The organism is Tardiphaga sp. vice304, assembly GCF_007018905.1.
Lineage (GTDB): Bacteria > Pseudomonadota > Alphaproteobacteria > Rhizobiales > Xanthobacteraceae > Tardiphaga.
Genome location: NZ_CP041402.1, coordinates 1,942,320 through 1,966,880, shown reverse-complemented (window position 1 = coordinate 1,966,880; position 24,561 = coordinate 1,942,320). Strand labels below are relative to the sequence as shown.

General features: G+C 63.8%; 24 protein-coding genes and 1 tRNA gene. 15 read left to right on the top strand and 10 right to left on the bottom strand.

The window, feature by feature from the left end; genetic code table 11:
• Positions 1–6: 6 nt before the first annotated feature.
• Together FNL56_RS09275 and FNL56_RS09270 are read right to left on the bottom strand one after the other, a co-directional pair.
• The gene (locus FNL56_RS09275) at positions 7–1,233 is read right to left on the bottom strand and encodes an acyl-CoA dehydrogenase family protein (RefSeq protein WP_143572512.1); all 1,227 of its coding nucleotides are present in this window, start codon (positions 1,231–1,233) and stop codon (positions 7–9) included.
• 18 nt (positions 1,234–1,251) lie between these two features.
• Positions 1,252–1,758 carry a VOC family protein gene (locus FNL56_RS09270; RefSeq protein WP_143572511.1) on the bottom strand — a complete coding sequence of 169 codons (507 nt, stop codon included), beginning with the start codon at positions 1,756–1,758 and terminating at the stop codon, positions 1,252–1,254.
• A gap of 247 nt (positions 1,759–2,005) precedes the next feature.
• Here FNL56_RS09270 and FNL56_RS09265 point away from each other — a divergent pair, with 247 nt between their 5' ends.
• The gene (locus tag FNL56_RS09265; RefSeq protein ID WP_168202893.1) at positions 2,006–2,836 is read left to right on the top strand and encodes an alpha/beta hydrolase; all 831 of its coding nucleotides are present in this window, start codon (positions 2,006–2,008) and stop codon (positions 2,834–2,836) included.
• A 6-nt stretch (positions 2,837–2,842) separates the two neighbouring features.
• On the opposite strand, the gene FNL56_RS09260 is transcribed toward FNL56_RS09265, so the two are convergent.
• The 3 genes from FNL56_RS09260 to FNL56_RS09250 form a co-directional block, all read right to left on the bottom strand.
• Positions 2,843–3,616: an SDR family NAD(P)-dependent oxidoreductase gene (locus FNL56_RS09260; RefSeq protein ID WP_143572509.1), complete on the bottom strand. Its 774-nt coding sequence runs from the start codon at positions 3,614–3,616 to the stop codon at positions 2,843–2,845.
• The gene (gene hisD, locus FNL56_RS09255; protein WP_143572508.1) at positions 3,613–4,920 is read right to left on the bottom strand and encodes a histidinol dehydrogenase; all 1,308 of its coding nucleotides are present in this window, start codon (positions 4,918–4,920) and stop codon (positions 3,613–3,615) included. The genes FNL56_RS09260 and hisD overlap by 4 nt, the downstream gene beginning before the upstream one ends.
• Positions 4,921–5,029: 109 nt before the next feature.
• A complete protein-coding gene (locus FNL56_RS09250; protein ID WP_143572507.1) occupies positions 5,030–5,449 on the bottom strand; it encodes a GlcG/HbpS family heme-binding protein in 420 nt (139 codons plus the stop codon).
• 153 nt (positions 5,450–5,602) lie between these two features.
• Here FNL56_RS09250 and FNL56_RS09245 point away from each other — a divergent pair, with 153 nt between their 5' ends.
• A complete protein-coding gene (locus tag FNL56_RS09245) occupies positions 5,603–6,478 on the top strand; it encodes an NAD(P)-dependent oxidoreductase (RefSeq protein ID WP_143572506.1) in 876 nt (291 codons plus the stop codon).
• A 3-nt stretch (positions 6,479–6,481) separates the two neighbouring features.
• Here FNL56_RS09245 and FNL56_RS09240 read toward each other — a convergent pair whose 3' ends face one another.
• Positions 6,482–7,411 (bottom strand): LysR family transcriptional regulator, encoded by a 930-nt coding sequence (locus FNL56_RS09240; RefSeq protein ID WP_143572505.1) that lies wholly within the window; start codon positions 7,409–7,411, stop codon positions 6,482–6,484.
• A 96-nt stretch (positions 7,412–7,507) separates the two neighbouring features.
• Here FNL56_RS09240 and FNL56_RS09235 point away from each other — a divergent pair, with 96 nt between their 5' ends.
• The 11 genes from FNL56_RS09235 to FNL56_RS09185 all read left to right on the top strand — a co-directional run bounded on the left by FNL56_RS09235 (position 7,508) and on the right by FNL56_RS09185 (position 18,718).
• Complete coding sequence (locus FNL56_RS09235; protein WP_143572504.1) at positions 7,508–8,614, top strand: LLM class flavin-dependent oxidoreductase; 1,107 nt, start codon at positions 7,508–7,510, stop codon at positions 8,612–8,614.
• Between the two features lie 3 nt (positions 8,615–8,617).
• A complete protein-coding gene (locus tag FNL56_RS09230) occupies positions 8,618–9,493 on the top strand; it encodes a polysaccharide deacetylase family protein (protein WP_143577715.1) in 876 nt (291 codons plus the stop codon).
• Between the two features lie 344 nt (positions 9,494–9,837).
• Positions 9,838–10,704, top strand: a complete 867-nt coding sequence (locus tag FNL56_RS09225) for a branched-chain amino acid ABC transporter permease (protein ID WP_143572502.1) — start codon at positions 9,838–9,840, stop codon at positions 10,702–10,704.
• Positions 10,701–11,636 carry a branched-chain amino acid ABC transporter permease gene (locus FNL56_RS09220; RefSeq protein ID WP_143572501.1) on the top strand — a complete coding sequence of 312 codons (936 nt, stop codon included), beginning with the start codon at positions 10,701–10,703 and terminating at the stop codon, positions 11,634–11,636. The genes FNL56_RS09225 and FNL56_RS09220 overlap by 4 nt, the downstream gene beginning before the upstream one ends.
• On the top strand, positions 11,633–12,379 hold the full coding sequence (locus FNL56_RS09215) for an ABC transporter ATP-binding protein (protein ID WP_143572500.1): 747 nt from the start codon (positions 11,633–11,635) through the stop codon (positions 12,377–12,379). Before FNL56_RS09220 ends, FNL56_RS09215 begins: the two co-directional genes overlap by 4 nt.
• Positions 12,369–13,094: an ABC transporter ATP-binding protein gene (locus FNL56_RS09210; RefSeq protein WP_143572499.1), complete on the top strand. Its 726-nt coding sequence runs from the start codon at positions 12,369–12,371 to the stop codon at positions 13,092–13,094. Before FNL56_RS09215 ends, FNL56_RS09210 begins: the two co-directional genes overlap by 11 nt.
• Positions 13,095–13,114: 20 nt before the next feature.
• The gene (locus FNL56_RS09205; RefSeq protein WP_246661639.1) at positions 13,115–13,609 is read left to right on the top strand and encodes a (2Fe-2S)-binding protein; all 495 of its coding nucleotides are present in this window, start codon (positions 13,115–13,117) and stop codon (positions 13,607–13,609) included.
• A complete protein-coding gene (locus FNL56_RS09200) occupies positions 13,606–15,705 on the top strand; it encodes a xanthine dehydrogenase family protein molybdopterin-binding subunit (RefSeq protein WP_143572497.1) in 2,100 nt (699 codons plus the stop codon). Before FNL56_RS09205 ends, FNL56_RS09200 begins: the two co-directional genes overlap by 4 nt.
• Before the next feature lie 13 nt (positions 15,706–15,718).
• Entirely contained in the window at positions 15,719–16,603 is an 885-nt protein-coding gene (locus FNL56_RS09195; RefSeq protein ID WP_143572496.1) for an NAD(P)-dependent oxidoreductase, read from the top strand.
• A 24-nt stretch (positions 16,604–16,627) separates the two neighbouring features.
• Complete coding sequence (locus tag FNL56_RS09190; RefSeq protein ID WP_143572495.1) at positions 16,628–17,620, top strand: Gfo/Idh/MocA family protein; 993 nt, start codon at positions 16,628–16,630, stop codon at positions 17,618–17,620.
• A gap of 30 nt (positions 17,621–17,650) precedes the next feature.
• Entirely contained in the window at positions 17,651–18,718 is a 1,068-nt protein-coding gene (locus FNL56_RS09185) for an amidohydrolase family protein (RefSeq protein WP_143572494.1), read from the top strand.
• 28 nt (positions 18,719–18,746) lie between these two features.
• Here FNL56_RS09185 and FNL56_RS09180 read toward each other — a convergent pair whose 3' ends face one another.
• The gene (locus tag FNL56_RS09180; RefSeq protein ID WP_143572493.1) at positions 18,747–19,475 is read right to left on the bottom strand and encodes a TetR/AcrR family transcriptional regulator; all 729 of its coding nucleotides are present in this window, start codon (positions 19,473–19,475) and stop codon (positions 18,747–18,749) included.
• Between the two features lie 366 nt (positions 19,476–19,841).
• Positions 19,842–20,798 (bottom strand): cyclase family protein, encoded by a 957-nt coding sequence (locus FNL56_RS09175; protein WP_246661638.1) that lies wholly within the window; start codon positions 20,796–20,798, stop codon positions 19,842–19,844.
• 198 nt (positions 20,799–20,996) lie between these two features.
• Between FNL56_RS09175 and FNL56_RS27655 the strand changes: the two genes are divergently transcribed.
• Complete coding sequence (locus tag FNL56_RS27655; RefSeq protein WP_168202892.1) at positions 20,997–21,155, top strand: hypothetical protein; 159 nt, start codon at positions 20,997–20,999, stop codon at positions 21,153–21,155.
• 54 nt (positions 21,156–21,209) lie between these two features.
• On the opposite strand, the gene FNL56_RS09170 is transcribed toward FNL56_RS27655, so the two are convergent.
• Entirely contained in the window at positions 21,210–22,454 is a 1,245-nt protein-coding gene (locus FNL56_RS09170) for an ABC transporter substrate-binding protein (protein ID WP_143572492.1), read from the bottom strand.
• A 44-nt stretch (positions 22,455–22,498) separates the two neighbouring features.
• Entirely contained in the window at positions 22,499–24,238 is a 1,740-nt protein-coding gene (locus tag FNL56_RS09165; RefSeq protein ID WP_210245491.1) for a CocE/NonD family hydrolase, read from the bottom strand.
• Positions 24,239–24,373: 135 nt separating this feature from the next.
• On the opposite strand from FNL56_RS09165, the gene FNL56_RS09160 reads away from it, so the two are divergent.
• Positions 24,374–24,449, top strand: a tRNA-Ile gene (locus tag FNL56_RS09160).
• Positions 24,450–24,561 lie beyond the last annotated feature (112 nt).

The window sequence follows — 24,561 nt, the reverse complement described above, 5'->3', positions numbered from 1 at the left end:
CGTGCCCTACAGGGTCAGATTTTCGGAAGGCAGGTCCAGTGCGACGCGGCCGTAATTGGTGCCGGCGGCGTCGAAGCTGAAGGCGATATGCGCGTTGACCGCATGCGCGTCCCGAAACTGGCGCTGCAAAGCGCCGGTCGTATAGAGACCGCGGGCGCCGCTGGCGGCGAACAGCAGCGAGACGGCCTCGGTGCACAGACCGACCGAATAAGCGCCGTCGCGACGGTACCGCGTCTTCTCCGCCATGTCGGGTATGTAACCGCGACGCGCATCCTCCATTGCGTCGATGCAGGTGCGCCGCATGACCAGCCGCGCGGCGTCGATCTTCGCCGAGGCCTCGGCGACCTTGATCTGCGTGGTCTGCAGATCGCTGAGCTTGGCGCGATTGTAGGTCGAGGCGCGGTGCCGGGCGATGCCGACGTAATCGTCGAGGCAGGCCTGCGCGTTGCCGAGTGCCACGCCCGACAGCACGAAGGCAAACAACGCAAACACTGGCAGCGCGAACAGCGCGCCCGGGTTGTCGACGCTCCCCGGCGACGGCCCGCCGGCGACATCGCGCACCGCCAGCGTCATATGCTCCGGCACGAACACGTCCGTGACCTCGACGTCGTTGGAGCCGGTGCCCTTGAGGCCGGACGACTTCCAGGTGTCGATGATGGTGTAGTCAGCCTGGGGCAGGAGGAACACGCGGTACTCGACGCCGTCCGCCTCGTCTTCCGACGACACGATGCCGGCCAGCATGTTCCACGTGCTGGAATCCACGCCGGACGAAAACGGCCAGCGGCCGGACAGTTGATAGCCGCCCGGCACTTTCTTGGCGCGGCCGGCTGGAAACACGAAGGAGGACGCAATCAGCGCGTCCGGCTCCTTGATCCAGATCGCATCCTGGGCTCGGCGATCGAACATGCCGAGCATCCAGTGATGGCTGGCCAGATTGACCAGGTTCCAGGCCACCGACGCGTCGGCCTGCGCCACGACGTCGGCGAAGTCGATCAGCGCCACGTAGTCCAGTTCAGCGCCGCCGACGCGCTTCGGCTGCAGGATACGGAACAGGCCGGCTTCGTGCAGGTCCTGCTCGGTTTCCGGCGGCAGGCGGCGCATCTCCTCGGTGGTCCCCACCCGTTCGCGCAGCTTCGCCTGCAGGTCGCGGGCGCGCTGCAACAGGGCGGCGTAGGCATCGTCGTGGCTGGCCGAACGGGTCTGAGGGTCCAGCCTGTGAACGCGGCTCGTCATGGTGACCTCCTGCGCGGGTTAAGACGCGATCTTGCTGGCGATATCCGGCTTCATGTGCGGACGGTCGAGATACAGCGACGCCTTCAGACCCTCGGCATCCTGCGTGGCAAATTCCGACAGCAGCTTCATTTCCGGAATTTTCGAGCGGTCGAGCGTGGTGACATCCGGCCAGTCGATCTCGATCAGATTGCCGGATGGATCGCGCAGATACATCTGCACGCAGCCGTCGGGCAGCTCGTTGACCGGATTGCGGAACGCCGTCGAATCAAGCGCGCCGATCTTCTTGGCGGCCTCGTAGGCGGCGTGGAAGTCGTCGACGTCGAGCGCGAAGTGCTGATAGGTCGGGATGCTGTCCTCGAGCTGGAACAGATGAAGCTGCAGATCGCCGCAGCGCAGGTAGCGCGTCTTGAAGCCGAAATTGTAGGTCGGGATGGTCTCCATGCCGAGCACCTCGGTGTAGAACCGCGTCGACTCGTCTAGATCGCGCGAGCCGATCGACAGGTGATTGAAACCAGTGACTTTCATTTTTGACGTCTCCCTGAATTTATCGTCCGATAAATAGATGAAGTCATGTCGTCGCGCAAGTTGTTTTCCAGGAATGTTCGCACCGGCCGCTAGTGCAGCGCACATCGGCGCGCCGTGCACTGCACTGTGGCAACGAAGACAAAGCGCAGCCTATCCGCTTGATCCCGCGCGATCCCAGCCTGCCGTGCGTTGCCACGCGGCATCTGCCGTGCCATCAGCCCATGCAGCAGACTTCAGGGAAACGGCCATGCATCTCGAACTCGTCTCCATCGTTACCGAAGCCGAACCGCTCGACGGGCTGTTTTACCGGCCGGCCGGTGAGATCAAAGCGACGGCGCTGCTGTTCCACGGCAACTGCCATAACTTCTACACCGGCCCATCGCGATTCCTGCCGGCACATCTGGCAGAGCACGGCATCGCGTCGCTCGCCTTCAATCGCCGGGGTCACGACATGGTGACCTCACTGCACGGCCGCACCGTCGGCGGCGGCTCGTTCCAGCTTGCGCGCGAGGCGATCGCCGACAACCGCGCGGCCTCCGACTGGCTGGCAGCGCGCGGCCATCGCAAGCCGATCGTCATCGGGCACAGCAATGGCGGCATGCTCGCCGCGCAGCATTGCGCCGACGACTACGGCCAACCGCGCGCGCTGGTGCTGATGTCGGCGCATGTCGGCGGCACCGAGAACGTGCCGCAGATGAGCCGCGCCGGCATGTTCGCGCAGGACCGCCTGGAAGAGCTGACCGCGCAGGCCGAAGCGATGGTGGCGCGCGGCGCCGGACGCGAATTAATGCTGCTGCCCGACTGGTGGTGGGTGATTTCGGCCGAGAGCTTTCTCGACCGCGCCCGCAACACACCGAGCACGGTTGGGAACGCACCAAAGGTGCGCTGCCCCTCGCTATATCTGCGCGGCGACAAGGAGCTGCCTGAATCCTATCCGGTCGAGGCCTTCGCCGCCGCCGCCGGCGCGCCGTGCGAGGCGCGCATCATCCCAGACTGCGATCACTTCTACACCGGTCGCGAGGACAACGTCGGCCGGCAGGTGGTCGACTGGGTCGTGAAGACCTGCAAGATTGGCTGACCGCGACTAGTCCGCGGTCCAGCCGCCATCGATGACCAGCGACGATCCCGTCATCAGCGACGATGCATCAGAGGCCAGGAACACCAGCGCGCCCATCAGGTCTTCGACCTGCCCGACCCGGCCGAGCTTGATCTTCGCGACGACGCTGTCGCGGAACGCGGCGTTCTCGAGGAACGGTTTGGTCATCGGCGTTTCGATGAAGGTGGGGCACAACGTATTGCTGCGAATGCCGGAGGCCGCGAGGTCGAGGGCCAACGACTTCGAAAAACCCTCCATCGCCCATTTCGACGCGCAATACAGCGAGCGGTTGACGCCGCCGACCTGCCCCATCTGCGACGACATATGGATGATCGAGCCCTTCACACCCGCATCCCGCATCCGCCGCGCCACCGCCTGCGCCGCGAAGAAGGCGGCGCGGACGTTGAGATTCATCACAACGTCAAAATCCACGACGGACACGTCGAGGAACGGGTTCGGCCGGTTGGTGCCGGCGTTGTTGACAAAAATGTCGAACGGCGGTGCGGCTGCAACTGCGGCAGCAAACGCCGCGAGATCGGTGACGTCGAGCGCGAGGCTGTCGGCGTGATGGCCGCGATCGCGCAAGGCGGCTGCGGCCTCATCGATCTCCGCCGGCGTGCGCGCGCACAGCGTGACGTGCGCGCCATGCTCGGCCAAAGCGGCAGCGGCGGCGAGCCCGATGCCGCGCCCTGCCCCGGTGACCAGCGCGCGGCGGCCGTCGAGCCGGAACGACGGCGTGGTCGGCAGCGTGACCGCGCTCATTCGGCCGGACCGCCGTAGGGAATATTGCGGCCGCCGTAACGGCGGACGCGCACATTGGCCTGCTCGGCGTGGCCGACAAAGCCTTCCAGCAGGCAAAGGCGCGAACAATAGGCTCCGATCATCGCCGAGGCCTCATCGGTCAGCACCCTCTGGTAGGTCACGGTCTTCATGAACTTGCCGACCCACAGGCCGCCGGTATAGCGCGCCGCCTTTGCGGTCGGTAGCGTGTGGTTGGTGCCAATGACCTTGTCGCCGTAAGCGACATTGGTGCGCGGCCCGAGGAACAGCGCACCGTAGTTGGTCATGTGCTTGAGGAAGTAATCGGGGTCGCGCGTCATCACCTGGACATGCTCGGAGGCGATGCCGTCGGCGACCTCGACCATCTCCTCTTCGGACGAGCAGACAATCACCTCGCCGTAATCCTCCCACGCCTTGCGGGCGACCGCGGCGGTCGGCAGGATCTGCAGGAGCCGCTCGATCTCGGCCATCGTGTCGCGCGCGAGCTTCTCCGAATTGGTCAGCAAAATGGCCGGCGAGTTCGGGCCGTGCTCGGCCTGCCCTAGCAGATCGGTTGCGCATATTTCGCCGTCGACGGTGTCGTCGGCGATCACCAGCGTCTCGGTCGGGCCGGCGAACAGGTCGATGCCGACGCGGCCGAACAGCTGTCTCTTGGCTTCGGCGACATAGGCATTGCCGGGGCCGACCAGCATGTCGACGGAAGCGATCGACTGGGTGCCGATCGCCATTGCGCCGACGGCCTGGATGCCACCGAGACAATAGATCTCGTCCGCACCGGCGAGATGCTGCGCGGCCACGATCGCCGGCGCCGGCTTGCCCTGATAGGGCGGCGCGCAGGTGACGATACGGTCGACGCCAGCGACCTTGGCAGTGATCACCGACATGTGCGCGGAGGCCAGCAGCGGGTATTTTCCGCCGGGGACGTAGCAGCCGACCGAATTGACAGGGATATGCTTGTGGCCGAGCACGATGCCGGGCAGCGTCTCGACCTCGACATCCTTCATCGAATTGCGCTGGTGTTCGGCAAAATTGCGAACCTGGGTCTGCGCGAACTTGATGTCGTCGAGATTACGCTGCGAGAGCTGCGCCAGGCAGTCCTTGATCTCGGCATCGGTGAGCCGGTAATCTGCGCGGTCCCATTTGTCGAACTTGACCGACAAGTCGCGAACCGCCTCGTCGCCGCGATTCTCGATGTCCGCCAGCATGGCCTCGACGGCAACGCGGACATCGTGATCGTCTTCGGCGCGCAACGTCGCATCGCGACCGCGCTTGAGGTACTTCGCCATGCTGGCTCTCCCTGGATATTTTTAATTATCGACTGATAATTATCACGACGATCATGCTTCGACAAGGGCTGGCGCGCCTTGGCGTCCGTAGTCCATCGCTGCAGGTGGATCAGCCGGCCTGCGCGGCCTCGATGCCGGCGATCGCACACACCTCGTCGTTGTCCGACGTATCGCCGGAAATGCCGACCGCGCCGATCACATGATTGTCGGCATTGCGGATCAGCACGCCGCCGGCGACCGGCACCATGCGGCCGCCGCTGGCTACGGCCAGCGCGCCGAAGAACACCGGCATCTTCTGCGAACGCTCGCCGAGTTCGCGCGAGTCGAAACCCATGCCGAGCGCGCCATAGGCCTTGCCACTGGCGATCTCGACGCGAAAAATTCCGGAATGGTCCTCGCGCTTCAGGGCGACGAGGTGGCCGCCGGCATCGAGCACGGCAACCGTCAGCGGCGCCAATTTCAGCTCGCGGCCCTTTTTCAACGCGGCGTCGATCAACGTGTCGGCAAAGTGAAGCGTCAGGGAGGTCATGAGATTATCCTTGCTCGACGGGTTTCAGACGAAGGCATACGCGTGCAGCGCAGCAGAAGAGATCATTGCGGCCACCGGCGAAATCTGTTTATCGAATGATTAATAGGTTTTCAAGCACAGACGATAGTGCACCAGACAGCCGGAGTGATCGAGATGAGCAAGACCGTTGGAATGATCGGCCTCGGCATTATGGGCGGCGCGATTGCGCCCAACCTGATCGAACGCGACTGGACCGTGATCGGCTACGACGTCGATTCGAAGCGCGGCAGCGAGCTGGCTGCCAAAGGCGTCACCCTTGCGGCCAACATCGCCGAAGTCGTCGAAAAGGCGGAGCTGGTGATGACCAGCCTCCCCTCCCCCGCCGCCGCGTTTTCAGTTGCTGAAGAGATCAGCCGCTCGGGCGCGAGCCCGCGGATCGTCGTGGAACTGAGCACACTGACGATCAGTGACAAGCTTCGCTTCCGCGACATCCTTGCCGCCGCCGGACACATCGCGCTCGACTGCCCGTTGAGCGGCACCGGCGCTCAAGCCGCGGTGCGCGACCTCATCGTCTATGCATCTGGCGACAGCGCAGCGATCGCGAAATGCACTGCGCTTTTCGCAGACTTCAGCAAGCAGAATGCCGACCTCGGCGTCTACGGCAACGGCAGCCGGATGAAGTTTGTCGCCAACCATCTAGTCGCCATTCACAATGTCGCAACCGCAGAGGCGATGGTGCTGGCGCAGCGCGCCGGCCTCGACCTGCAGCAGGTCGTCGAACTGGTCGGCCCCGGCGCTGGCGGCTCGCGCATGTTCCAGATGCGCGCGCCGATGATGGTGTCAGGCGTCTACGAGCCGGCAACCATGCGAATCTCGACCTGGAAAAAGGACATGGCGATCATCGGCGCCTTTGCCGAGGAACTGCACTGCCCGACGCCGATGTTCGACCTGACTCAGCCGGTCTACACCGAGGCGATGCAGCAAGGCCTCGGCGACAAGGACACCGCCGCGGTGTTCGAGGTGCTCGACAAGCGCGCGCCGGCTAAATAGCGCTCAGTCGTTGAGTTGCGGCGCCACGCGAGCACGGAACAGTTCCGTCGATCGCTCGGACTCCGCCTTCAGAACGCTGGCGAACAGGGCTGCCGCCGGCGTCATCAGCTTGCGCGACGGCTCGATCAGGATGAAGTCGGAATACATCGGCGGATCGGCCAGCGGCCGGATGTCGAAGCGGTCACGGTCGATGTCGGACGACATCATCACGAACGGCAGGACAACGACCCAGTCGGTCGCCGCGACGAATTCGAGCGTCCCCATCATCGCGTCCATCTCCAGCCGGCGCGCGACGTTGACGCCGTTGGCGGCGAAGTAGGTCTCGATGTTGCGGCGCCGCGTGTTCTGCTTGCCGGGCAACACGATCTTCAACGGCCCGAGGCTGGCGAGGCTGACCGGCGTGAGATGCTGGCCGTCGTGGCGCTTGGCCGTCACCAGCATTTCGCGGTCGTGCAGAAGCAGGTGGCTCGACAGCCCGACCGCGCCCTCGAACGCCGGCACCACCGCGAGGTCGAGTTCGCCTTTCAGCAACAGATCGGTGAGCACCCCGGAATAGGCCTCGATGATGCTGATCTCCGCGCCCGGCGACGTTTGCAGGAACTTGTCCAGCGTTGGCGCGAGAATGGAGCGCGAGATCGTCGGCATCACCCCGATCCGCGCCACGCCCCCGTTCTGACGGACGGCGACTTCATGGTGCGCTGCATCAAGACGCTTCAGAATATCGACGCAGTCGAGATAATACTGCTTCCCCGCCAGCGTCGCCTCGATCGCACGGCCGTTGCGGCCGAACAGCGGCGTGCCAAGTTCCTCCTCGAGCGTCTTGACGTGTTGCGAGATACCCGACTGCGTCGCGCCCTCCCGCTCGCCCGCGGCGGTGAAGGAACCCTCCTCGACCACTGCGACGAAAGACTTCAACTGTCGGAGAGAGACCATTCCATCAACTTCCTTGATGCGAGACAGTAGAAATAATCATTTTTTATACTGCATGACAATCTCTAGGTTTCTCCCAACAGAATTGGGAGGCACTTCATGCAGCTTGGCTTCTTCACGATGCCGATCCATCCGCTCGACAAGGACTGGCGCCAGACGCTGGCGGAGGACCGCGAGGCGTTCCTGCTCGCCGATGAACTCGGCTTCAGCGAAGCCTATGTCGGCGAACACGTCACCGACCGCGCCGAGAACATTACCTCATGCGTCGCCTTCATTGCCTGGATCGCCGCCGCGACCAAACAGATCAGGCTCGGCACCGGCACCGTCAACATGCCGAACAGCCATCCCGCCGCGGTCGCCTCGACGCTGGCGATGATCGACCACATGCTCGACGGCCGCTTCATCTTCGGTATCAGCCCCGGCGGCTTGCTGTCCGACGCCGAGGTGTTCGGCAATCTCGACGCCAACCGCCACGAGATGTTCCTCGAAGCCATCAACCAGATCCTCGAGATCTGGACCTCGGAGCCGCCGTACAACCTGAAGGGCAAGTACTGGACGGTCTCGACCGAGAAGACGCTCGTCAAGGAAATCGGCCAGGGCTACATCCCGAAACCCTTGCAGCGCCCGCATCCACCGATCGTCGTCACCGCGGTCGCGCCGTTTTCCAAGGGCGTCACCGAAGCCGCGATCCGCGGCTGGGATCCGATCTCGGCGAACTTCCTGATGCCGGCCTGGGTCAAGAGCCACTGGCCGAAATATGTCGAGGGCTGCGAGCGCAGCGGCCGCGCTGCCGATCCCGCCAACTGGCGCGTCGCCAAGAGCGTGTTCGTTGCCGATGATGCCGCGAAGGCAAGAGCCTACGCGACCGATCCTGACGGTCCCTACGCCTATTACTATCGCTCGTTGTTCACCAAGCTGAAAAAGAACGGTCGTATCGAATTGTTCAAGACCCACCGCGACCAGCCCGACCACGAAGTGACGCTGGAGATGGTTATCGACAAGCTGGTCATCTTCGGCACGCCGGACAGCGTTGCCGACCAAATCCTCGCCTTTCAAGAGGAGGTCGGTGAGTTCGGCACGCTGCTCTATGCCGGCAAGGACTGGAAGGATCGTGAGCTCGGCCGCCGCTCGATGATCCTGATGGCCGAGAAGGTGATGCCGCTCATCAATGCGTCCGCTCCGGCGCGCGCAAAGGCGGTCGGATAGACCATGGCCATTACCGATCGCATTCCCTACCAGGCGCTGTTCGACCGTCCCAAGCTCACCCTGCCCGGCGGCAAGAAGCTCGCCTTCTGGGTCATCCTCAATGTCGAGGACTGGCGCATCGAGAATTCGATGCCGCGCACCGTGCTGTCGCCGCCGATGGGACAGCCGATGCTGCCCGACGTGCCGAACTGGTCGTGGCATGAATACGGCATGCGCGCCGGCTTCTGGAGGCAGATGAAGGCGCTGACCGATCGCAACATCCCGACCACGCTCGCCATCAATGGCAACGTCTGCAACTCCTATCCGCGGGTGGCGGAAGCGGCGCGCGACGCCGGCTTCGAATTTATGGGTCACGGCTTCGTACAGGGGCCGATGCACAAGGTTGAGAACCAGAATGATGCGATCAAGCGCACCGTCGACACGATTGGCGCCTTCACCGGTAAGGCGCCGCGGTCGTGGGAGAGTCCCGGACTCACCGAGAATAACGAAACACTGGACCTGCTTCGCGCCAACGGCATCGAATACGTCGCGGACTGGGTCATCGACGACCTGCCGCAGGAGATCCAGACACCGCACGGCATCATCACCTCGGTGCCCTATACTGTCGAAACCAACGACATCGTGATCCACGCGCTGCAGCATCTTCCGTCCGACGTCTTCGTGCAGCGCTGCAAGGACCAGTTCGACCGGTTGTACCTGGAAGGTGCCGACAACGCCCGCGTGATGGCGGTGTCTATCCATCCCTACATCACCGGCGTGCCGCACCGCATCCGCTATCTTGAGGAAGTGCTTGACTACGTCATCGGCCACGATGGCGTGGCGCTGATGACCGCGAGCGAGATCGGCGACTGGTATCGAAACGAGATGCACGCGAAGTAGTCGGTTGCAATGCGGCATCAACCGGTCGCTCAACGCTAATTTTTCACTTGATAAATTAGCGAGAGTGGAGAACACTGTGGTCGTAATTGCAGACGACCAATTTACGCTCGGTGCAAACACAGGCCGCCACCAGAAGCGGTTAGGAACGTACAAACCATTCGTAAGTTGCTTGCAACTGCGCCTTACTCTTTGCGTGCCGCGCCAAACGGCCAATGGCAAAGGGATGGTGCCGCTGATCCCAGGGAGGGAGACTGGCCATGTCGGTTCGAAAAATCATCAGCGTTGTCGAACATAGGCGGTCACTGCTGCTTGCCGCCATGCTGCGTCGACGCGCGGACTGATCCATGCAGTTCTGGATCATTCAATCTCTGAACAGCCTGTCGCTTGGCGCCCTGCTGTTCCTGCTCGCCTCCGGCTTTTCGCTGATCTTCGGCCTGATGCGGCTCGCCAACCTGACGCATGGCGCGTTTTTCATGCTCGGCGCCTATTTCGGCGCAATAGCGCTGCGCACCTTCGAAGGCCTCAATTTCTGGGTTGTGGCGATCGGAAGCGGCCTCTTGGTCGCGGCGTTGGGCGGCCTGTTCGAGCGACTGGTGCTGCGCCGTCTCAGTACCAACCCGCTCGGCCAGGTGCTGGTCACGCTCGGGATGTCGCTGATCATTGCCGACGCCTGTTTGATCCTGTGGGGCGGCGATCCGATCCCGGTGCCGACGCCGGCTAATTTCCAGGCGCCGACTCGGCTGTTCGGCTTCGTGTTCCCGACCTACCGGCTGGTCATCGTCGCCTGCGCGCTGGCGGTCTCCTTTGCGCTCTATCTCTTGCTTGAGCGCACGCGGATCGGCGCGATGATCCGCGCCGGCGTCGATGACCGGCAGATGGCGCGTGCGGTTGGCATTCCCGTCTCGAAACTGTTTACCGCCGTATTCTGCCTCGGTGCCGGCATCGCGGGCGCCGGCGGCGTGCTCGGCGGCCCTGTGCTGTCGGCCTATCCCGGGCTCGATGCCGACATGCTGCCGCTCGCGCTGATCGTCGTCATCCTCGGCGGCGTCGGCAGCCTGCTCGGCGCCTTCGTCGGCAGCTTCATCATCGGCTTCATCTACACCTTTGGGGCCGCACTGGTCCCCGATCTCGCCTACATCATCCTGTTCCTGCCGATGATCGCTGTCATCGCGTTTCGCCCGCGTGGCCTGTTCGGGCGACTCCAGACATGAAGAAACTCGCTCTCGTCCTCCTCGCCATCGGGCTTATCGCGCTACCGCTATTTTCCGGCGATTTCTACGTCAACCTGAGCACGCAGGTGCTGATCGCCGTGATCTTCGCGATGAGCCTCAACATGCTCGTCGGCTATGGCGGCATGACCTCGCTCGGGCATGCCACCTATATGGGGCTGGCGTCCTACATCGTCGCGATCCTGACCACGCAGTACGGCATGGGCAATGGCGCCGCGGCGCTGATCTCCATCGTCGGCACCACGATCTGCGCCGCGCTGTTCGGCCTGCTCGCCCTGCGCGCAACCGGATTGGGCTTCCTTATGATCACGCTGGCAATGTCCCAGGTATTGTGGGGCCTCGCCTATCGCATGACAGGGTTCACCAATGGCGACAACGGCATTTCCGGCATCACCCGGCCGCTGCCGTTCGGCATCTCGCTGGAAGGCCCGGCGGAGTTCTACTGGTTCACGCTGATCGTCAGCGCCTTCGCCTTCGGTGCCATGGCGATCTTTGTGATGTCCGCGTTCGGCTCCTCGCTGAAGGGCGTCCGCGACCAGCCGCGCCGGATGGCGGCGCTCGGCTTCAATCCCTGGATGATCCGCTGGATCACCTTCATCTATGCGGGCTTCTGGGCCGGTATTGCGGGCCTGCTCTACGTCTACTATCACAAGTATATTCACCCGACCTCGCTCTCGATCACCAACTCCGCCGAGGGCCTGCTCGGGGTGATCGCCGGCGGCTCGGGCACGCTCGGCGGCCCGGTGGTCGGCGCAGCCCTGGTCAGCCTACTGAAGAATTACGCCTCGGCCTATATCGAGCGCTGGAACATGCTGCTCGGCATCATCTTCCTTCTGATCGTACTGTTCATGCCGACCGGCATCGTGCCCGGCGCACGCAAGCTGCTCGGCCGGTTCGGGAGGACGCAGCCATGACTCACGAATACGCACTGGAGATTACCGACCTCTGCAAGGCATTCGGCGGCCTCAAGGTCACCAAGAACGTCTCGCTGAGAGTGCGTCCCGGCGAGCGCCGCCTGATGATCGGTCCCAACGGCGCCGGCAAGACGACCCTGTTCAACCAGATCACCGGCGACATGCTGCCGAATTCCGGCCAGGTCAAACTGTTCGGCCAGGATATCACGCGGCTGCGGCCCGACCAGCGCGCGCATTGCGGGCTGTCGCGGACCTATCAGATCATCACGTTGTTCACTGACGACACGCTGGAGCACAATGTCACGCTGGGCCTGATGGGACTGCGGCGGGAGCGCTGGCAGCCGTTCCGCTCGTTGTCATCCTACGAGGACCTTGCCCGCGAGTCGCGCCGCATCCTGGCGATGGTCGGCCTCGAAGATCGCGCCTCGCATCCGGTCTCCGACATCGCCTATGGCGAGAAGCGTCGCGTCGAACTGGCGATGGCGCTGGCGCAGAAACCGCGCGTGCTTTTGCTCGACGAGCCGCTCGCCGGCCTGTCGGCCTCCGAGCGCACGACGGTGAAGGCGCTGATCGCGGAGATCCCGCGCGAGACCGCCGTAGTCATGATCGAACACGACATGGATACCGCGCTCGATCTCGCCGAGACCGTGACGCTGCTGAACTATGGCAGCGTGATCGTGGACGGCGAGCGCGACGCGGTCATCGCCGACGAGAAAACGCGTGAGGTGTACCTTGGCAACTGATGCGCTCAACCTCACCGGCATCGATACGTTCTACGGCGACAGCCATGTGCTGCATGGTGTCAGCTTTTCCCTGCAGGCCGGCCAGGTGCTGGCGCTGCTGGGACGCAACGGCGCCGGCAAAACGACTTGCATCTCCACCATCGTCGGATTTCTTACGCCGCCGCAGGGCGAAATCCGGCTGTTCGGAACCCCGATCACCGGACTGAGCCCGGAACGCATCTCGCGGCTCGGAATCGGCCTGGTGCCGCAGGGCCGCCGGATCTTTCCGTCGCTGTCCGTTCGCGAAAACCTCGTCGTCGCGCGACAGCGGCTCAACGAGACCGACCGGCCGTGGACGCTGGAACGCATCTTCGAAATGTTCCCTCGGCTGCAGGAACGCCACGCGCAATATGCCGGCACGCTGTCCGGCGGCGAGCAGCAGATGCTGGCGATCGGGCGCGCGTTGATGGGCAATCCCTCGGTGCTGCTGCTCGACGAGCCCTCGGAAGGGCTGGCGCCGCTGATCGTCGCCGAGGTCGGCCAGACCATCAAGAGACTGAAGTCCGAGGGACAGTCGATCATCCTGGTCGAGCAGAACCGCAAGCTGGCACTCGAGGTTGCCGACCAGGCGGTGATCCTCAACACCGGCCGCTGCGCTTTTGTAGGAACTGCCGAGCAGGTCCGCACGGACGAAGACCTTGTCGCCAAGCATCTCGGCGTCTACCACGCCCATTGATCAATTCGGAGACAATGGTTTTGGCAAATTCTGCTGAGAGAACGTGGGTATTCAACGTCAACGGCGCCGCCGTGACCGTGACGGCCGCCGAAGATCTGTCGCTACTGCTGGCATTGCGGCAGGATCTCGACCTCAAGGGAGCCCGCGTCGGCTGCGCGCAGGGCAATTGCGGCGCTTGCACGGTGCTGCTGGACGGCCAGCCGATCCAGTCCTGCACCACTCCGCTGTACACAGTTGCTAACCGCAACGTCGTGACCATCGAAGGCCTGACCCGAAACGGGGCGCCAGGCGCCCTGCAGCGAAACTTCCTCGACGAGCAGGCCGCGCAATGCGGCTACTGCATCAACGGCATCATCATGACCGTGACCGGGCTGCTCGGCCGCACCCCGCCGGCGAACCGCCGCGAGATCGTGGAGACGCTGGACGAGCGCCACCTGTGCCGCTGCGGCGCGCAGGGCCGCATCTTGCGCGCGATCGATCGTGCTATCGCCGGCACGCCGGGAACTGCTTCATGACGAAGCTCCCCGCCAATCTGGCACTCAATCCGCGGCTCGGCAGGTGGGTCTCGATCGACGGATCGGATTTTATCACCATTCGCACCGGCAAGGTGGAACTGGGACAGGGCGCCGTCACCGCGATCGCCGCGATCGCGGCCAAGGAACTCGGCGTCGACTTGGCGCGTATCCGCATGCAGCCGGCCGACACCGACACTTCGCCGGACGAAGGTTACACGGCTGGCAGCTTTTCGGTGGAACATGGCGGCGCGGCGATGCGCTGGGTCTGCGCGATGGTTCGCGAACTGTTCGCGCAGCGCGCGCAGACCGTGCTCGGCGAAGGCGACATCGTGGTGCAGGCCGGCGTCTTCACCCGCGCCCAAAGCAACGAAGGCGTCAGCTATTGGGCCCTCGCCGCCGACGTCGATCTCGATCAGTCGACCGCCGACCTGCCGGAGCCACGCATGCTCGGCGGCACCATCGATGCGGGCCACCTGCAACGGCTCGACCTGGACCGCAAATTGACCGGCGCGGCCTTCATCCAGGACATGGCGTTGCCCGGCATGCATTACGGCCGCGTGATGCGTGGCGCGCATCCCCGCGACCGCCTCGTCTCGTTCGATATTGACAAAGTGGCCACCCTGCCCGGCGTCGTCGCCGTCGTGGTCGACGGCTCGTTCATGGGCGTGGTCGCGCGCCGTGATGAGCAGGCGTTGCGCGCGATCGACGTCGCCGGCCGTACCGCGCAGTGGCAGCGCGACGCCGAACTGCCCGAAACTGCTGATACGCACGCCTGGATCGCGGCGCTGACGCCGCGCAGCACGACCTTTCTTGCGGACGAAGGTCCGGAGCCGGTGGCGCAGCATCGCCACCACGCCGCCTATTCCCGAGGGTTCATCGCGCATGCCTCGATCGGTCCCTCCTGCGCTATCGCTGCATGGGACGCCGATCAAGTGACGGTGTGGTCGCATTCGCAGGGCATCCACCCGCTGCGCGGCGCGCTGGCGCGCGCGCTGCATCTGAAGAACGACAGCGTGCGCGTGATCCACGCCCAGGGCGCCGGGTGCTATGGCCATAACGGCGCCGATGACGTGGCACTCGACGCTGCGCTGCTAGCGCGTACTGCAAAAGTGCCGGTAATGTGCCAGTGGACCCGCGCCGACGAGCTGAGCTGGTCGCCATTCGGCGCTGCGATGCGTGTCGAGCTCGATGGCGCGGTTGATGCTAACGGCCAGATCGTGGAGTGGCGCCACGCCGTCTGGAGCCCGCCGCATCTGGCGCGGCCCGGTTTCGGCGACGGCGTCAACCTGCTCGCCGCACAGCAGATCGATCCGCCGCATCCGCCGGGTCCGCCCAGCGAGGCGCCGCGTCCCTATGGCGGCGGTGACCGCAACGCCGTGCCGCTGTATAATCTCGGCAAGCGTAGCATCACGCATCATCTGCTGCCACAGGGACCCTTGCGATCCTCGGCACTGCGGTCGCTTGGCGCGCATTGCAACGTGTTCGCGATCGAAAGCTTCATGGACGAGCTCGCGGCGCTGGCCGGCATCGATCCCGTCGAATTCCGGCTGCGCCATCTCGACGAGCCGCGCGCCGAAGCGGTGATCCGCGCCGCCGCTGAGCTTGCGCAATGGGACCCGGCGGACAAGGGCGGCGAAGGCATCGGCCGCGGGATCGGCTTCAGCCGCTACAAGAACCACGGCGCCTATTACGCCGCGGTCGCGACCGTCGAGATCACCGACGTCATCACCATCAAGGACGTCTATGGCGCGCTCGATGCCGGCGAGATCATCCATCGCGACGGCACGCTCAACCAGATCGAGGGCGGCGTGATTCAGGCCGCAAGCTGGACGCTGAAGGAGCAGGTGTCGTGGACATCCGACGGCTTCGCGGTACGCGCGTGGGACGACTACCCGATCCTTAAATTCTCCGAGATCCCGCGGATCCAGACCACCATCATCGAGCGCCCCGGCGAATTCGCCCTCGGCGCCGGCGAATGCGCGGCGGGCCCCGTGGCTGCCGCGATCGGCAACGCGATCGCGCATGCGCTCGGCGTCCGCGGCCGCGACATGCCACTGACCTTCGACCGGCTCGAAGCCGCCATCAACGCGCAATGAATAAGGAACCAGCATGAAGATCGGGATCTGCGGAACGGGACGGATGGGCGCGGCGATCGGCCAGCGGGTCATGTCACAAGGCCATGACCTTACGGTGTGGAATCGCGACGCCGGAAAGACCAAGCCGCTGGTCGATGCCGGCGCCAGCCGCGCCGACACGCCGGCGGCGCTGGTCGCGGCCTGCGACATCACCATTGTCATGCTGCTGAACGATGCTGCGATGCAGGCGGTCTACAACGCCGACAATGGCCTGTTGAAAGCGGACCTCGCCGGCAAGCTCATCATCGACATGAGCACCGTGCTGCCGGAGACGATGATCGAACTCGGCACGGCCGTCACCAAGGCCGGCGGCGGCTTCGTCGAATGCCCGGTCGGCGGCACCGTTGGGCCGGCGCGTGACGGCAAATTGTTCGGCCTCGCGGGCGGCACGGAGGCCGATTTCGCGCGCGCGCTGCCGTTGCTTGAACAGCTCTGTCGCCGCGTCGAGCACGTCGGCGCGCTCGGCGCCGGTGCGGCAGTCAAGCTCGCGGTCAACCTGCCGCTAATGGTCTATCTGCAGGCACTCGCGGAATCGCTGACTCTGTGCAGGCCGCTCGGCCTGCCGCCGGAGCGCCTGATCGACATTCTCGCCGACACGCCCGGCGCGCCGCCCGCGCTTAAGATGCGCGCCGCCGACATCGTCAAACTGCTCGCCACCGGCGAACGCGCTGCGACGCAGTTCTCGGTGAGCGGCGGCAAGAAGGACCTGCTCACCGCGGTAAACTACGCGAAGAAGCTCGGCACCACGCTGCCGGTTGCCGAAAGCGCGGCTGCCGTGTTCGCGGAAGCCGAAGCCGAAGGCCTCGGCGACAACGACGTCATCAGCAGCATCCCGGCCTACTGGTCGTCGCGCAAGTAACCTCCATCGACATCGGAATATCGCATGATCAACGCGGCTATTATCGGACTGGGCTGGTGGGGGCAGACGATCGCCCGCGCTTTGGCTTCGAGCGACGTCGTCAAGCCGCTCCTTGGCGTCGACCCGCTGGAGGCCGTTCGCAACAAGGTTGCTACTGAGCTCGGCATGGCGACGTGCGGCAGCTTCGAGGAAGCCCTGTCGCGACCCGACATCCAGGCGGTGATCCTGTGCTCGCCGCAAACCGAACACGCCGCGCAGATCGAGGCGGCGGCGCGCGCCGGCAAGCACGTATTCTGCGAGAAGCCGCTATGCACCACCGGTGCTGAAGCCGAGCGCGCGATCGAAGCCGTGCAGAAAGCCGGGATGACGCTCGGCATCGGCCACGAGCGGCGCTTCGAGCCGGCCGTGATCGAAATGAAGCAGCGCTTCACCGACGGCGAGTTCGGCGAGGCGCTGGTGTTCGAGGCCAACTTCAGCCAGGACAAATTCCTCGGCCTGCCGGCCGACAACTGGCGGCTGTCACCGACGGAGAATCCCGTCGGACCACTGTCGGCGACCGGGATCCATCTGGTTGACCTGGCCATTTCATTTCTAGGCCAGCCGAAGCAGGTCTGGGCGCATCTCGCCACCCGCGGCAGCCACTTCGCCAATGGCGACATGCTATCGATCATGCTGACCTTCGAATCCGGCGCCAGCGCGACGCTGACGGCCGTGCTGGCGACGCCCTTCATGGGCCGGCTGGCGCTGCTCGGCTCGAAAGGCTGGATGGAAATCCGCGACCGCACCCATCCGGAACACCCGACCGGCTGGGACGTCACCCGCACGCTGCGCGATGCTGCGCCGATCGTCTCGGACTATCCGGCGCATCCGGCGGTGCGCGACAACATCGAGGCGTTCGGTCGTGCCGCGCTCGGCGGCACGCCCTATCCGGTGCCGCATCACGAAATGCTGGCGAACGTGCGCACGTTCGAAGCCATCAAACGTTCCGCCGCTAGCGGCCGTATCGTAACCATCTGAAGCCCCGTCTCCGCAACATGAGTGTACACCATGATTGACAAGAAAAACCGTTACGGCCGAACCGCCGCCCGTATCCATGACGCCGACGGCCGCGCGCGGCGACCGCAATCGCTCACCGTGGACATCCACGCCCACATCGTGGTGCCGCAGGCCTCCGCGCATGCGCAGCCGCATGTCGACATGAGCCGCATTCCTCTAGCGCACTTCTCGGACGAAGCGACCCGCGAGATCAACGCGCTGCAGGACAAGGACATCGCCAATGTCATGACGACGATCGACCAGCGCCTGTTCGATCTCGACCGGATGGGCATCGACATCCAGGTCGTCGCCCCCGCGCCCGGCCAGTGCTACTACTCGGTCGATGCCAAGATCGCGGAAGCCGCGCACCGCATGGCCAATGACGGCGTCGCCGAATATTGCGCGCGGCGCCCGGACCGTTTCGTCGGCCTCGGCGTGGTGACACTTCAGGAGCCCGAGATCGCGGTGCGCGAACTCGACTACATCATGAACCATCTCAAGCTCAAGGGTGTCGAGATCCTGACCAACGTCGACGGCCAGGAATTGTCGGATCCCAAGTTCCGTCCGTTCTTCGCCAAGGCGGAAGAGCTCGGCGCCTTCATCATGATGCATCCCAACGGCTTCACGCATGGCGACCGGCTGACGCACTTCTACTTCAACAACGTGCTCGGCAACCCCCTGGAAACCACGCTGGCGCTGCATAACCTGATCTTCTCCGGCACGCTGGCGCGCTTCCCGGAACTGAAGCTGATGGCCGTGCACGGCGGCGGCTATCTGCCGGGCTATTCCGGCCGCATCGATCACGCCTGGGGCGCGCGCCAGGATTCGCACGGCAACCTGCCGCTGCCGCCGACCACCTACCTGCGGCAGGTCTATCTCGACACCGTCGTGTTCAGCTATCACCAGCTCGCCTACATGCTCGACCTGTTCGGACCCGACCGCATCGTAATGGGCACCGACTATCCGTTCGACATGGCCGAGTACAACCCGATCGGCCACATCGCTGGCGTCAACGGGATGGACGAGACCACGCTGGCGCAGCTTGCCGGCGGCAATGCCAAGCGCATTCTGGGACTGTAGGACTGTTCGGGCCTGATGGCGGAAGCCGTCAGGCCCGTGCGGCGCTCTTGCGCTGTACTGACGCGGCGCGTAGCAACGGCTTGCGCGACGGCACCTCTCCGATGTCGGTGCCGAACAGCCGGCCGATCCCCAGCAGGAACACGTTCAAGGTGACTGAGATCACCTCGTTCTTGTCTTCGAGAACCGGCGCTTCGTAGATCAGCTTGCGCACGCCGTAATAGAAGATGCCGCTGTGCAGCGCCCAAGCCAGCTCGAGTTCGATCGGGGAAGGCTTTTTCTGCGGCGCAAGCCCAACCTCATGGCGATATTCCTGGATGATGCGGGTCAGGATCTTCTTCTGCACCACGTCGAGATACCAGCGGTTGATATCGAGGCCCTTCAAGCCGGAAAACAGATAGATCCGCATCCACTCGCGGGTGAAGATCACGTCCGTGTACGATCGATAAAATTCGGCAAAACGCTCCCGGATCGGCAATGTGCGGTTGGTCAGCAAACGGTCCCAGCGCGGATCCCAGCGCTCGAGATAGACGGTGCGATAGACTTCCTTGATCAGGTGGTCCTTGCTCGGAAAGTAGCGATACAGCAGCGGCTGCGTCACGCCGAGCTTCAGCGCCAGCTCCCGCGTGCCGCCGTTGAAACCTTCTTCGGAAAAAAACGTCGTCGCCGCCTGCAGGATTTCCCTGCGCCGGTCTTCCGGAGAAAGCCGCCGGCGCCTCGGCGCTGCCGCGGCTTTTGCGATCAGGGCTTTCTTGCTCATCATGATCCGTCGGTCGAAGGCCTCATCCCCGCCGCGGCGATCGGATATCGGCAGGAGATGTCACATGGGCGCGTGCCGCGCAACCACAGGCAGAGAATTCCCGACGGGCCCGCCAAATGCAACCGATATATCGCGTGTTGCAGAGCGCCCGCTCAAGCGGAGAGAAGTCGGGGATTTGTAGGGTGGGCAAAGGCGCCCTTGCGCCGTGCCCACGCTTGGTTCGCAAAGTATGGACGCGTGGGCACGCTTCGCCGCGCCGGGCGCGTCGAGGCTTTGCCCACCCTACCCATCATCGATGGTCAAAGAGAAACGGCTCCCGGGAAACCCGGGAGCCGTGCGCCAAGCGATTCGGTTGGACCTGCGCGACTACTTGATCGCCAGCGGGTTGATCGGCGATCCCGTGCCGCCGGTGATCACCAGCGGCGGGCCGGCGAACATGAACTCGTAGACGCCGTCGGCGGCGCAGTCGTCGGCGAGGTCTTTGAGATGGAAGATCTCGCCCATCGTCAGGCCCATCGCGGGAATCACCACCCAGTGCCAGGGCTGCGCGACTTCAGGCGTCTCGTTGGGACGTACCTCGACACCCCAGGTGTCCGAGCAGATCGCGGCAATCTTCTTCTCGAAGCTCCAATAGCAGTTCTCGAACTTCACGCCGGGCGCGTCGCCGCCGGCATAGTTGCCCCACGCCTTGTTCTTGATGCAGCGCTCCATGTGGCCGGTGCGGATGATGACGAAATCTGCTTCCCTGATCTCGACGCCCTGCTTTTTGGCGACGGCGTCGAGTTCGTCGTTGGAAATGCCGTAGCCGTCGTCGAGCGATTCGACGCCCTTGAAGCGCGCGACGTCGAGCAGCACGCCGCGGCCGACCATGCGGTCGCGGGTGTGCTCGATGCCGAGCTTGTGCACGCCGCGGCTGTCGACGTTACGCGCGTCGTGGCCGTTGTACATCTTGTCCTGGTAAAAGATGTGCCCCAGCGAATCCCAGTGCGTCGCCGACTGCACCGGCATGTTGATAGCGTCGTCCGAGTAACGCATCTTGTTGGTGATGTCCTGGTTGCCGGCAATCGCGTCGGTGCCGGTCGCCAGCATGGTGTGGATCGGATTCCAGCGGCCGCCGAACAGGCCGTTCTGCGGGCCCTGCTGGTTCAGCGGAATGCCCATGCCGAACACCTTGCCCTGCTTGACCAGCTTGGCGGCCTCGGTGACGTGCTTCGGCGTCACGTAGTTCAGCGTGCCGATCTCGTCTTCCTTGCCCCAGCGGCCCCAGTTTGAGAGCTTCTTGCTGGCCTCGGCGATGGCGTCCTTGCCGACCTTGATATCCATGTTGGTTTCCTCTTTGCTTTTATTGATCAACTGATCATTTGCAGTTGAGCTTGTCAATATCGAGGCCGGCGACCACGCGACCGCAACGCACAACAAGATGTGGAAGGGTTCACCGACTCTTGGCTTGCACCGCTGACGCGCGTCCCCACAGTCAGGCACCACGATCGGCGACACGACCGATGCTGCAAGGGAACGGAAATGCACAGGATCGAACGGATCTTTGCCGTGCTGATGAAGGGCATCCTGCAGCTCAGCCAGACGCATTGCGTCTACATGATTGAGCCAAAGGATTTCGACGCATTCACGCCGCAGCGTCGGACCGCTCGACAGGCGCCGGATCGCACGCGATCCAACTAGCTCCGCGGTGAAATAAGCCGCGCCCGTATCGGGCGCGGCATTCACGAGGTCAGTTCACTTCTCGAGATTCTTGGCCGGCGGATAATCACGCGAATAGACCGGGTTGGCGAGAAATGCCTGTTCGCCATAAGTCCAGAACTGGCTGACGTCGGGATAGGTCTTGAACACCGAGTTGACGAGGCGGCCGTCCTTGCGCGTCACCTTGCGCAGATAGACGTTGCCGACCACGTTGCCCTTGTCGTCGAATTTGACCGGACCGCGCGCGGTATCGACGTTGACGGCGCGCAGCGCCGCCATGAACGCCGCCTTGTTCTCCACCTTGCCGTTGACTGCCTTGACCGCCGCTTCCAGCACGGCGCCGTTGACATAGGTGCCGGCGGCGTAGAAGCCCGGATCGTACTTGAACTCCTTGCGGAACGCCGGCGCGAAGGTCAGGTTCGGTTTGGCGTCGAGCTCGGCGGAGTACCAGCAGGTGGTGACGATGTTCAGCGCCTCGTCGCCCATGTTGCGCAACACGGCCTCGTCGAGCGCGGTCATGCCGCCGATCACCGCCATCTTGTCTTTCATGCCGTAGTCGACGAACTGGCGCAGGAAGCGGAAGCCGTTCGAGCCGGCGAAGCCCAGAAAGATCGCGTCGGCTTCCTTGAGCTGGCCGACATAGGTACCGTAGTCGGGCACCGCGAGCGGCGAGAACAGCTTCTGGATCACCTTGCCGCCATTGTCCTCGAACACGCGCTGGAAGCCCGCGCACATTTCGTGGCCATAGGCGATGTCGTCGCCGATCGTGATCATCTTCTTGTATTTTAATTCCTTCGCCGCGTATTCGCCGAGCGGATGCGCGCATTGCGAGGACGTCGAGGTGGCGCGGACGAACCACGGATTGGCGTTGCGCTGGGTCATGTCCTCGGCGGCGGCGACCGACAGCGTCGGGATCTGCGCCTGGCGGATGTAGTCGTCGATCGCCAGCGCCTCGAAGGCCGCGAGCGGCCCGATGAGGCAGTGCACCTTGTTCTTCTCGACCAGTTCCTGGGTCTTGGTGCGCGCCGTCGCCGGCACGCCGGCAGTGTCGGCGGAGATCAGTTCGACCGGGCGGCCGGACATCTTGTTGTCGCGCTCCTTGAGATACATGATCATGGCGCGTTCCATGTCGATGCCGCCGGACGCCAGTGGCCCGGTCTTGATGGTCAGCAGGCCGATGCGGATCGGCTCGTCCGCCGCGCGGGCCGGACGCGACACCAGCGCCGTGCTCAGGCCGAGGCCGGCCGCGCCGGCAACGAAATTGCGACGTGAAATACCCATCGTTTCTCTCCCTTGGTTGATGTTTGGTTCGGCGTTTTCGCCGTTTATTTTTGGGTCGGCACGATCGGCACCAGCACGTGGCTGGAGCCGTCTTCGTCGATATGCAGCGTGGTGGTCCCGCCGAATACTTTAGCTGGCCTGTCGCGCGGATCGTTGTGCAGGAACGGTCCGCATCCGGTCAGCTCGTTCTTGAAATTCGACAGCTTGGCGCCGGTCTTCTCCTGCCAGATGTAATCCTTGCCGCGCACGCTGAGCGCGATGCGGTGGCCCTTCGGCACGACGATCGACGTCGGCCAGATCTCGACCGCGAGATCGACGGCGACGCCGGGCTGCAGCGGCTGCACCTCGTCATGGGTGTGATACGGCCGGTACGGAGTCGAGATCTTGTCGTCGAGCTTGCGGTGCGACGCGCGCAGCCAGCCCTGCGCCACCGGCGTATGCGGATCGATCGCGCCGACGAAGGTCTGCTCGCGCAGGTCCCCGCTGAAGACGCGGAACACCAGGAAGATGTCGGCGTCCTCGGTGCTCGACGACACCCGCAGGCCCGCGGCCAGCGGGCCGGTGATCTCGGTGTCGACGGTCATCGGCTTCGACATGAAGGTGAGACCATCGCCCAGCGCGTCGAACGAGATCCGTGCGGCGTCTGTCGGCTTCTCGAGAGACAGCGTATGGTCGCGGGGATCGAGATAGAACTTGGTCCACTGTGTCGACGGGAGCGGCCAGTCGGCCTCGTGACGTTCAACAAAACGATCGGTGTGACGCACCTGCAGCTGCACCTTGGGCTGCTTGTCCCATCCGTTGGCTTCGCCCTTCAGAAAGAAGTCGAAGAACCGCTTCTGCAACTCGCGGCCGTAATCGGTGTAGAAATGCGTCCAGTGCTCGAGACCATGGCATTCCAACCATTTATCCTTCGATGCCGCCCGAACATAGCCCTCATAATTGCCGCGCGGGTGCAGGCCCTGGCCGCCCCAGTTTGCCGCGGACAGGAACGGCACCGTGACGTTGTCCCAGATCGGCGAACGCGCCTTATGATAGTCGTCGTCGAGCGGATGCGCGAGAATGTCGTCGCCGAAGCTGCAGCGGTTGGCGGCGAGTTCATTGTCCGACAGCGTCTCGTCGCCGCACACCAGCGCGCCGTTGACCTTGCTGCGCGGCCCGCGCTCGCCGAGACCGTATTGTACGGTCTTGACCTGCATGTCGTACCAGTTCGCCCAGAACGTCGAGACGATTCCGCCGTGATGCGTCATGTCGCGATACCAGTCCGCGGAACCTTCCCAGATGCACATCGCAGCGAGATGCGGCGGCTGCAATGACGCCACCTGCCACTGGTTGATGCCGTAATACGAAATTCCGTTCAGCCCGACCTTGCCGTTCGACCAGGTCTGCACGCCGGCCCACTCGATGCATTCGTAGAAATCGCGGCTTTCGCGCGGCGAGAAATGATCGACGAAGCCCGGCGAGCGTCCGGTGCCGCGGGAATCCACGCGCACGCAGACGTAACCGTGGGGAACCCACTTCTCGGGATCGACGACTTCCCAGTTCTGATATTTGTTAGTCGAGCCATAGGCTACGTCAGGATGGCCGGCGACCATGGTCTGCCAGGCGCTGGGATAACCCTCCTGGAACGACAGGCCTTTCGCATAGGGACCGTAGGTCAACAGCACCGGATACTGACCACCATCGATCGGGCGGAAAACGTCGGCGCGCAGCATGACGCCGTCATCCATGCGGATCTCGACATCCCAGTCAATCAGCATGCCGTCTTGTTCGGTCGATTGAGCCATTTGTTTCCTCGCCTGCTTTTCTTGTTGGCGAGATTGTCGACGAGACGACCTTATTTATCAAGTGAAAAATACGGGACGTCGCGCTGCACCGCAGCGAGAATATGAATTGATCTGGCCGCACGCTCGCGCCTGGCGGGGCCTATAGCTCAATGTTTAGAGCCGACCGCTCATAACGGTCTGGTTGCAGGTTCGAGTCCTGCCGGGCCCACCAATAAAATCAAGCATTTCTGTCTCTTGGGTGTAGCGCTCAAATCGAGCCGCCTCAAATACCGCCACACTTTCGATGCTGATTTGTTCGCCGTCCGTGTCTCCACTGTTCATTT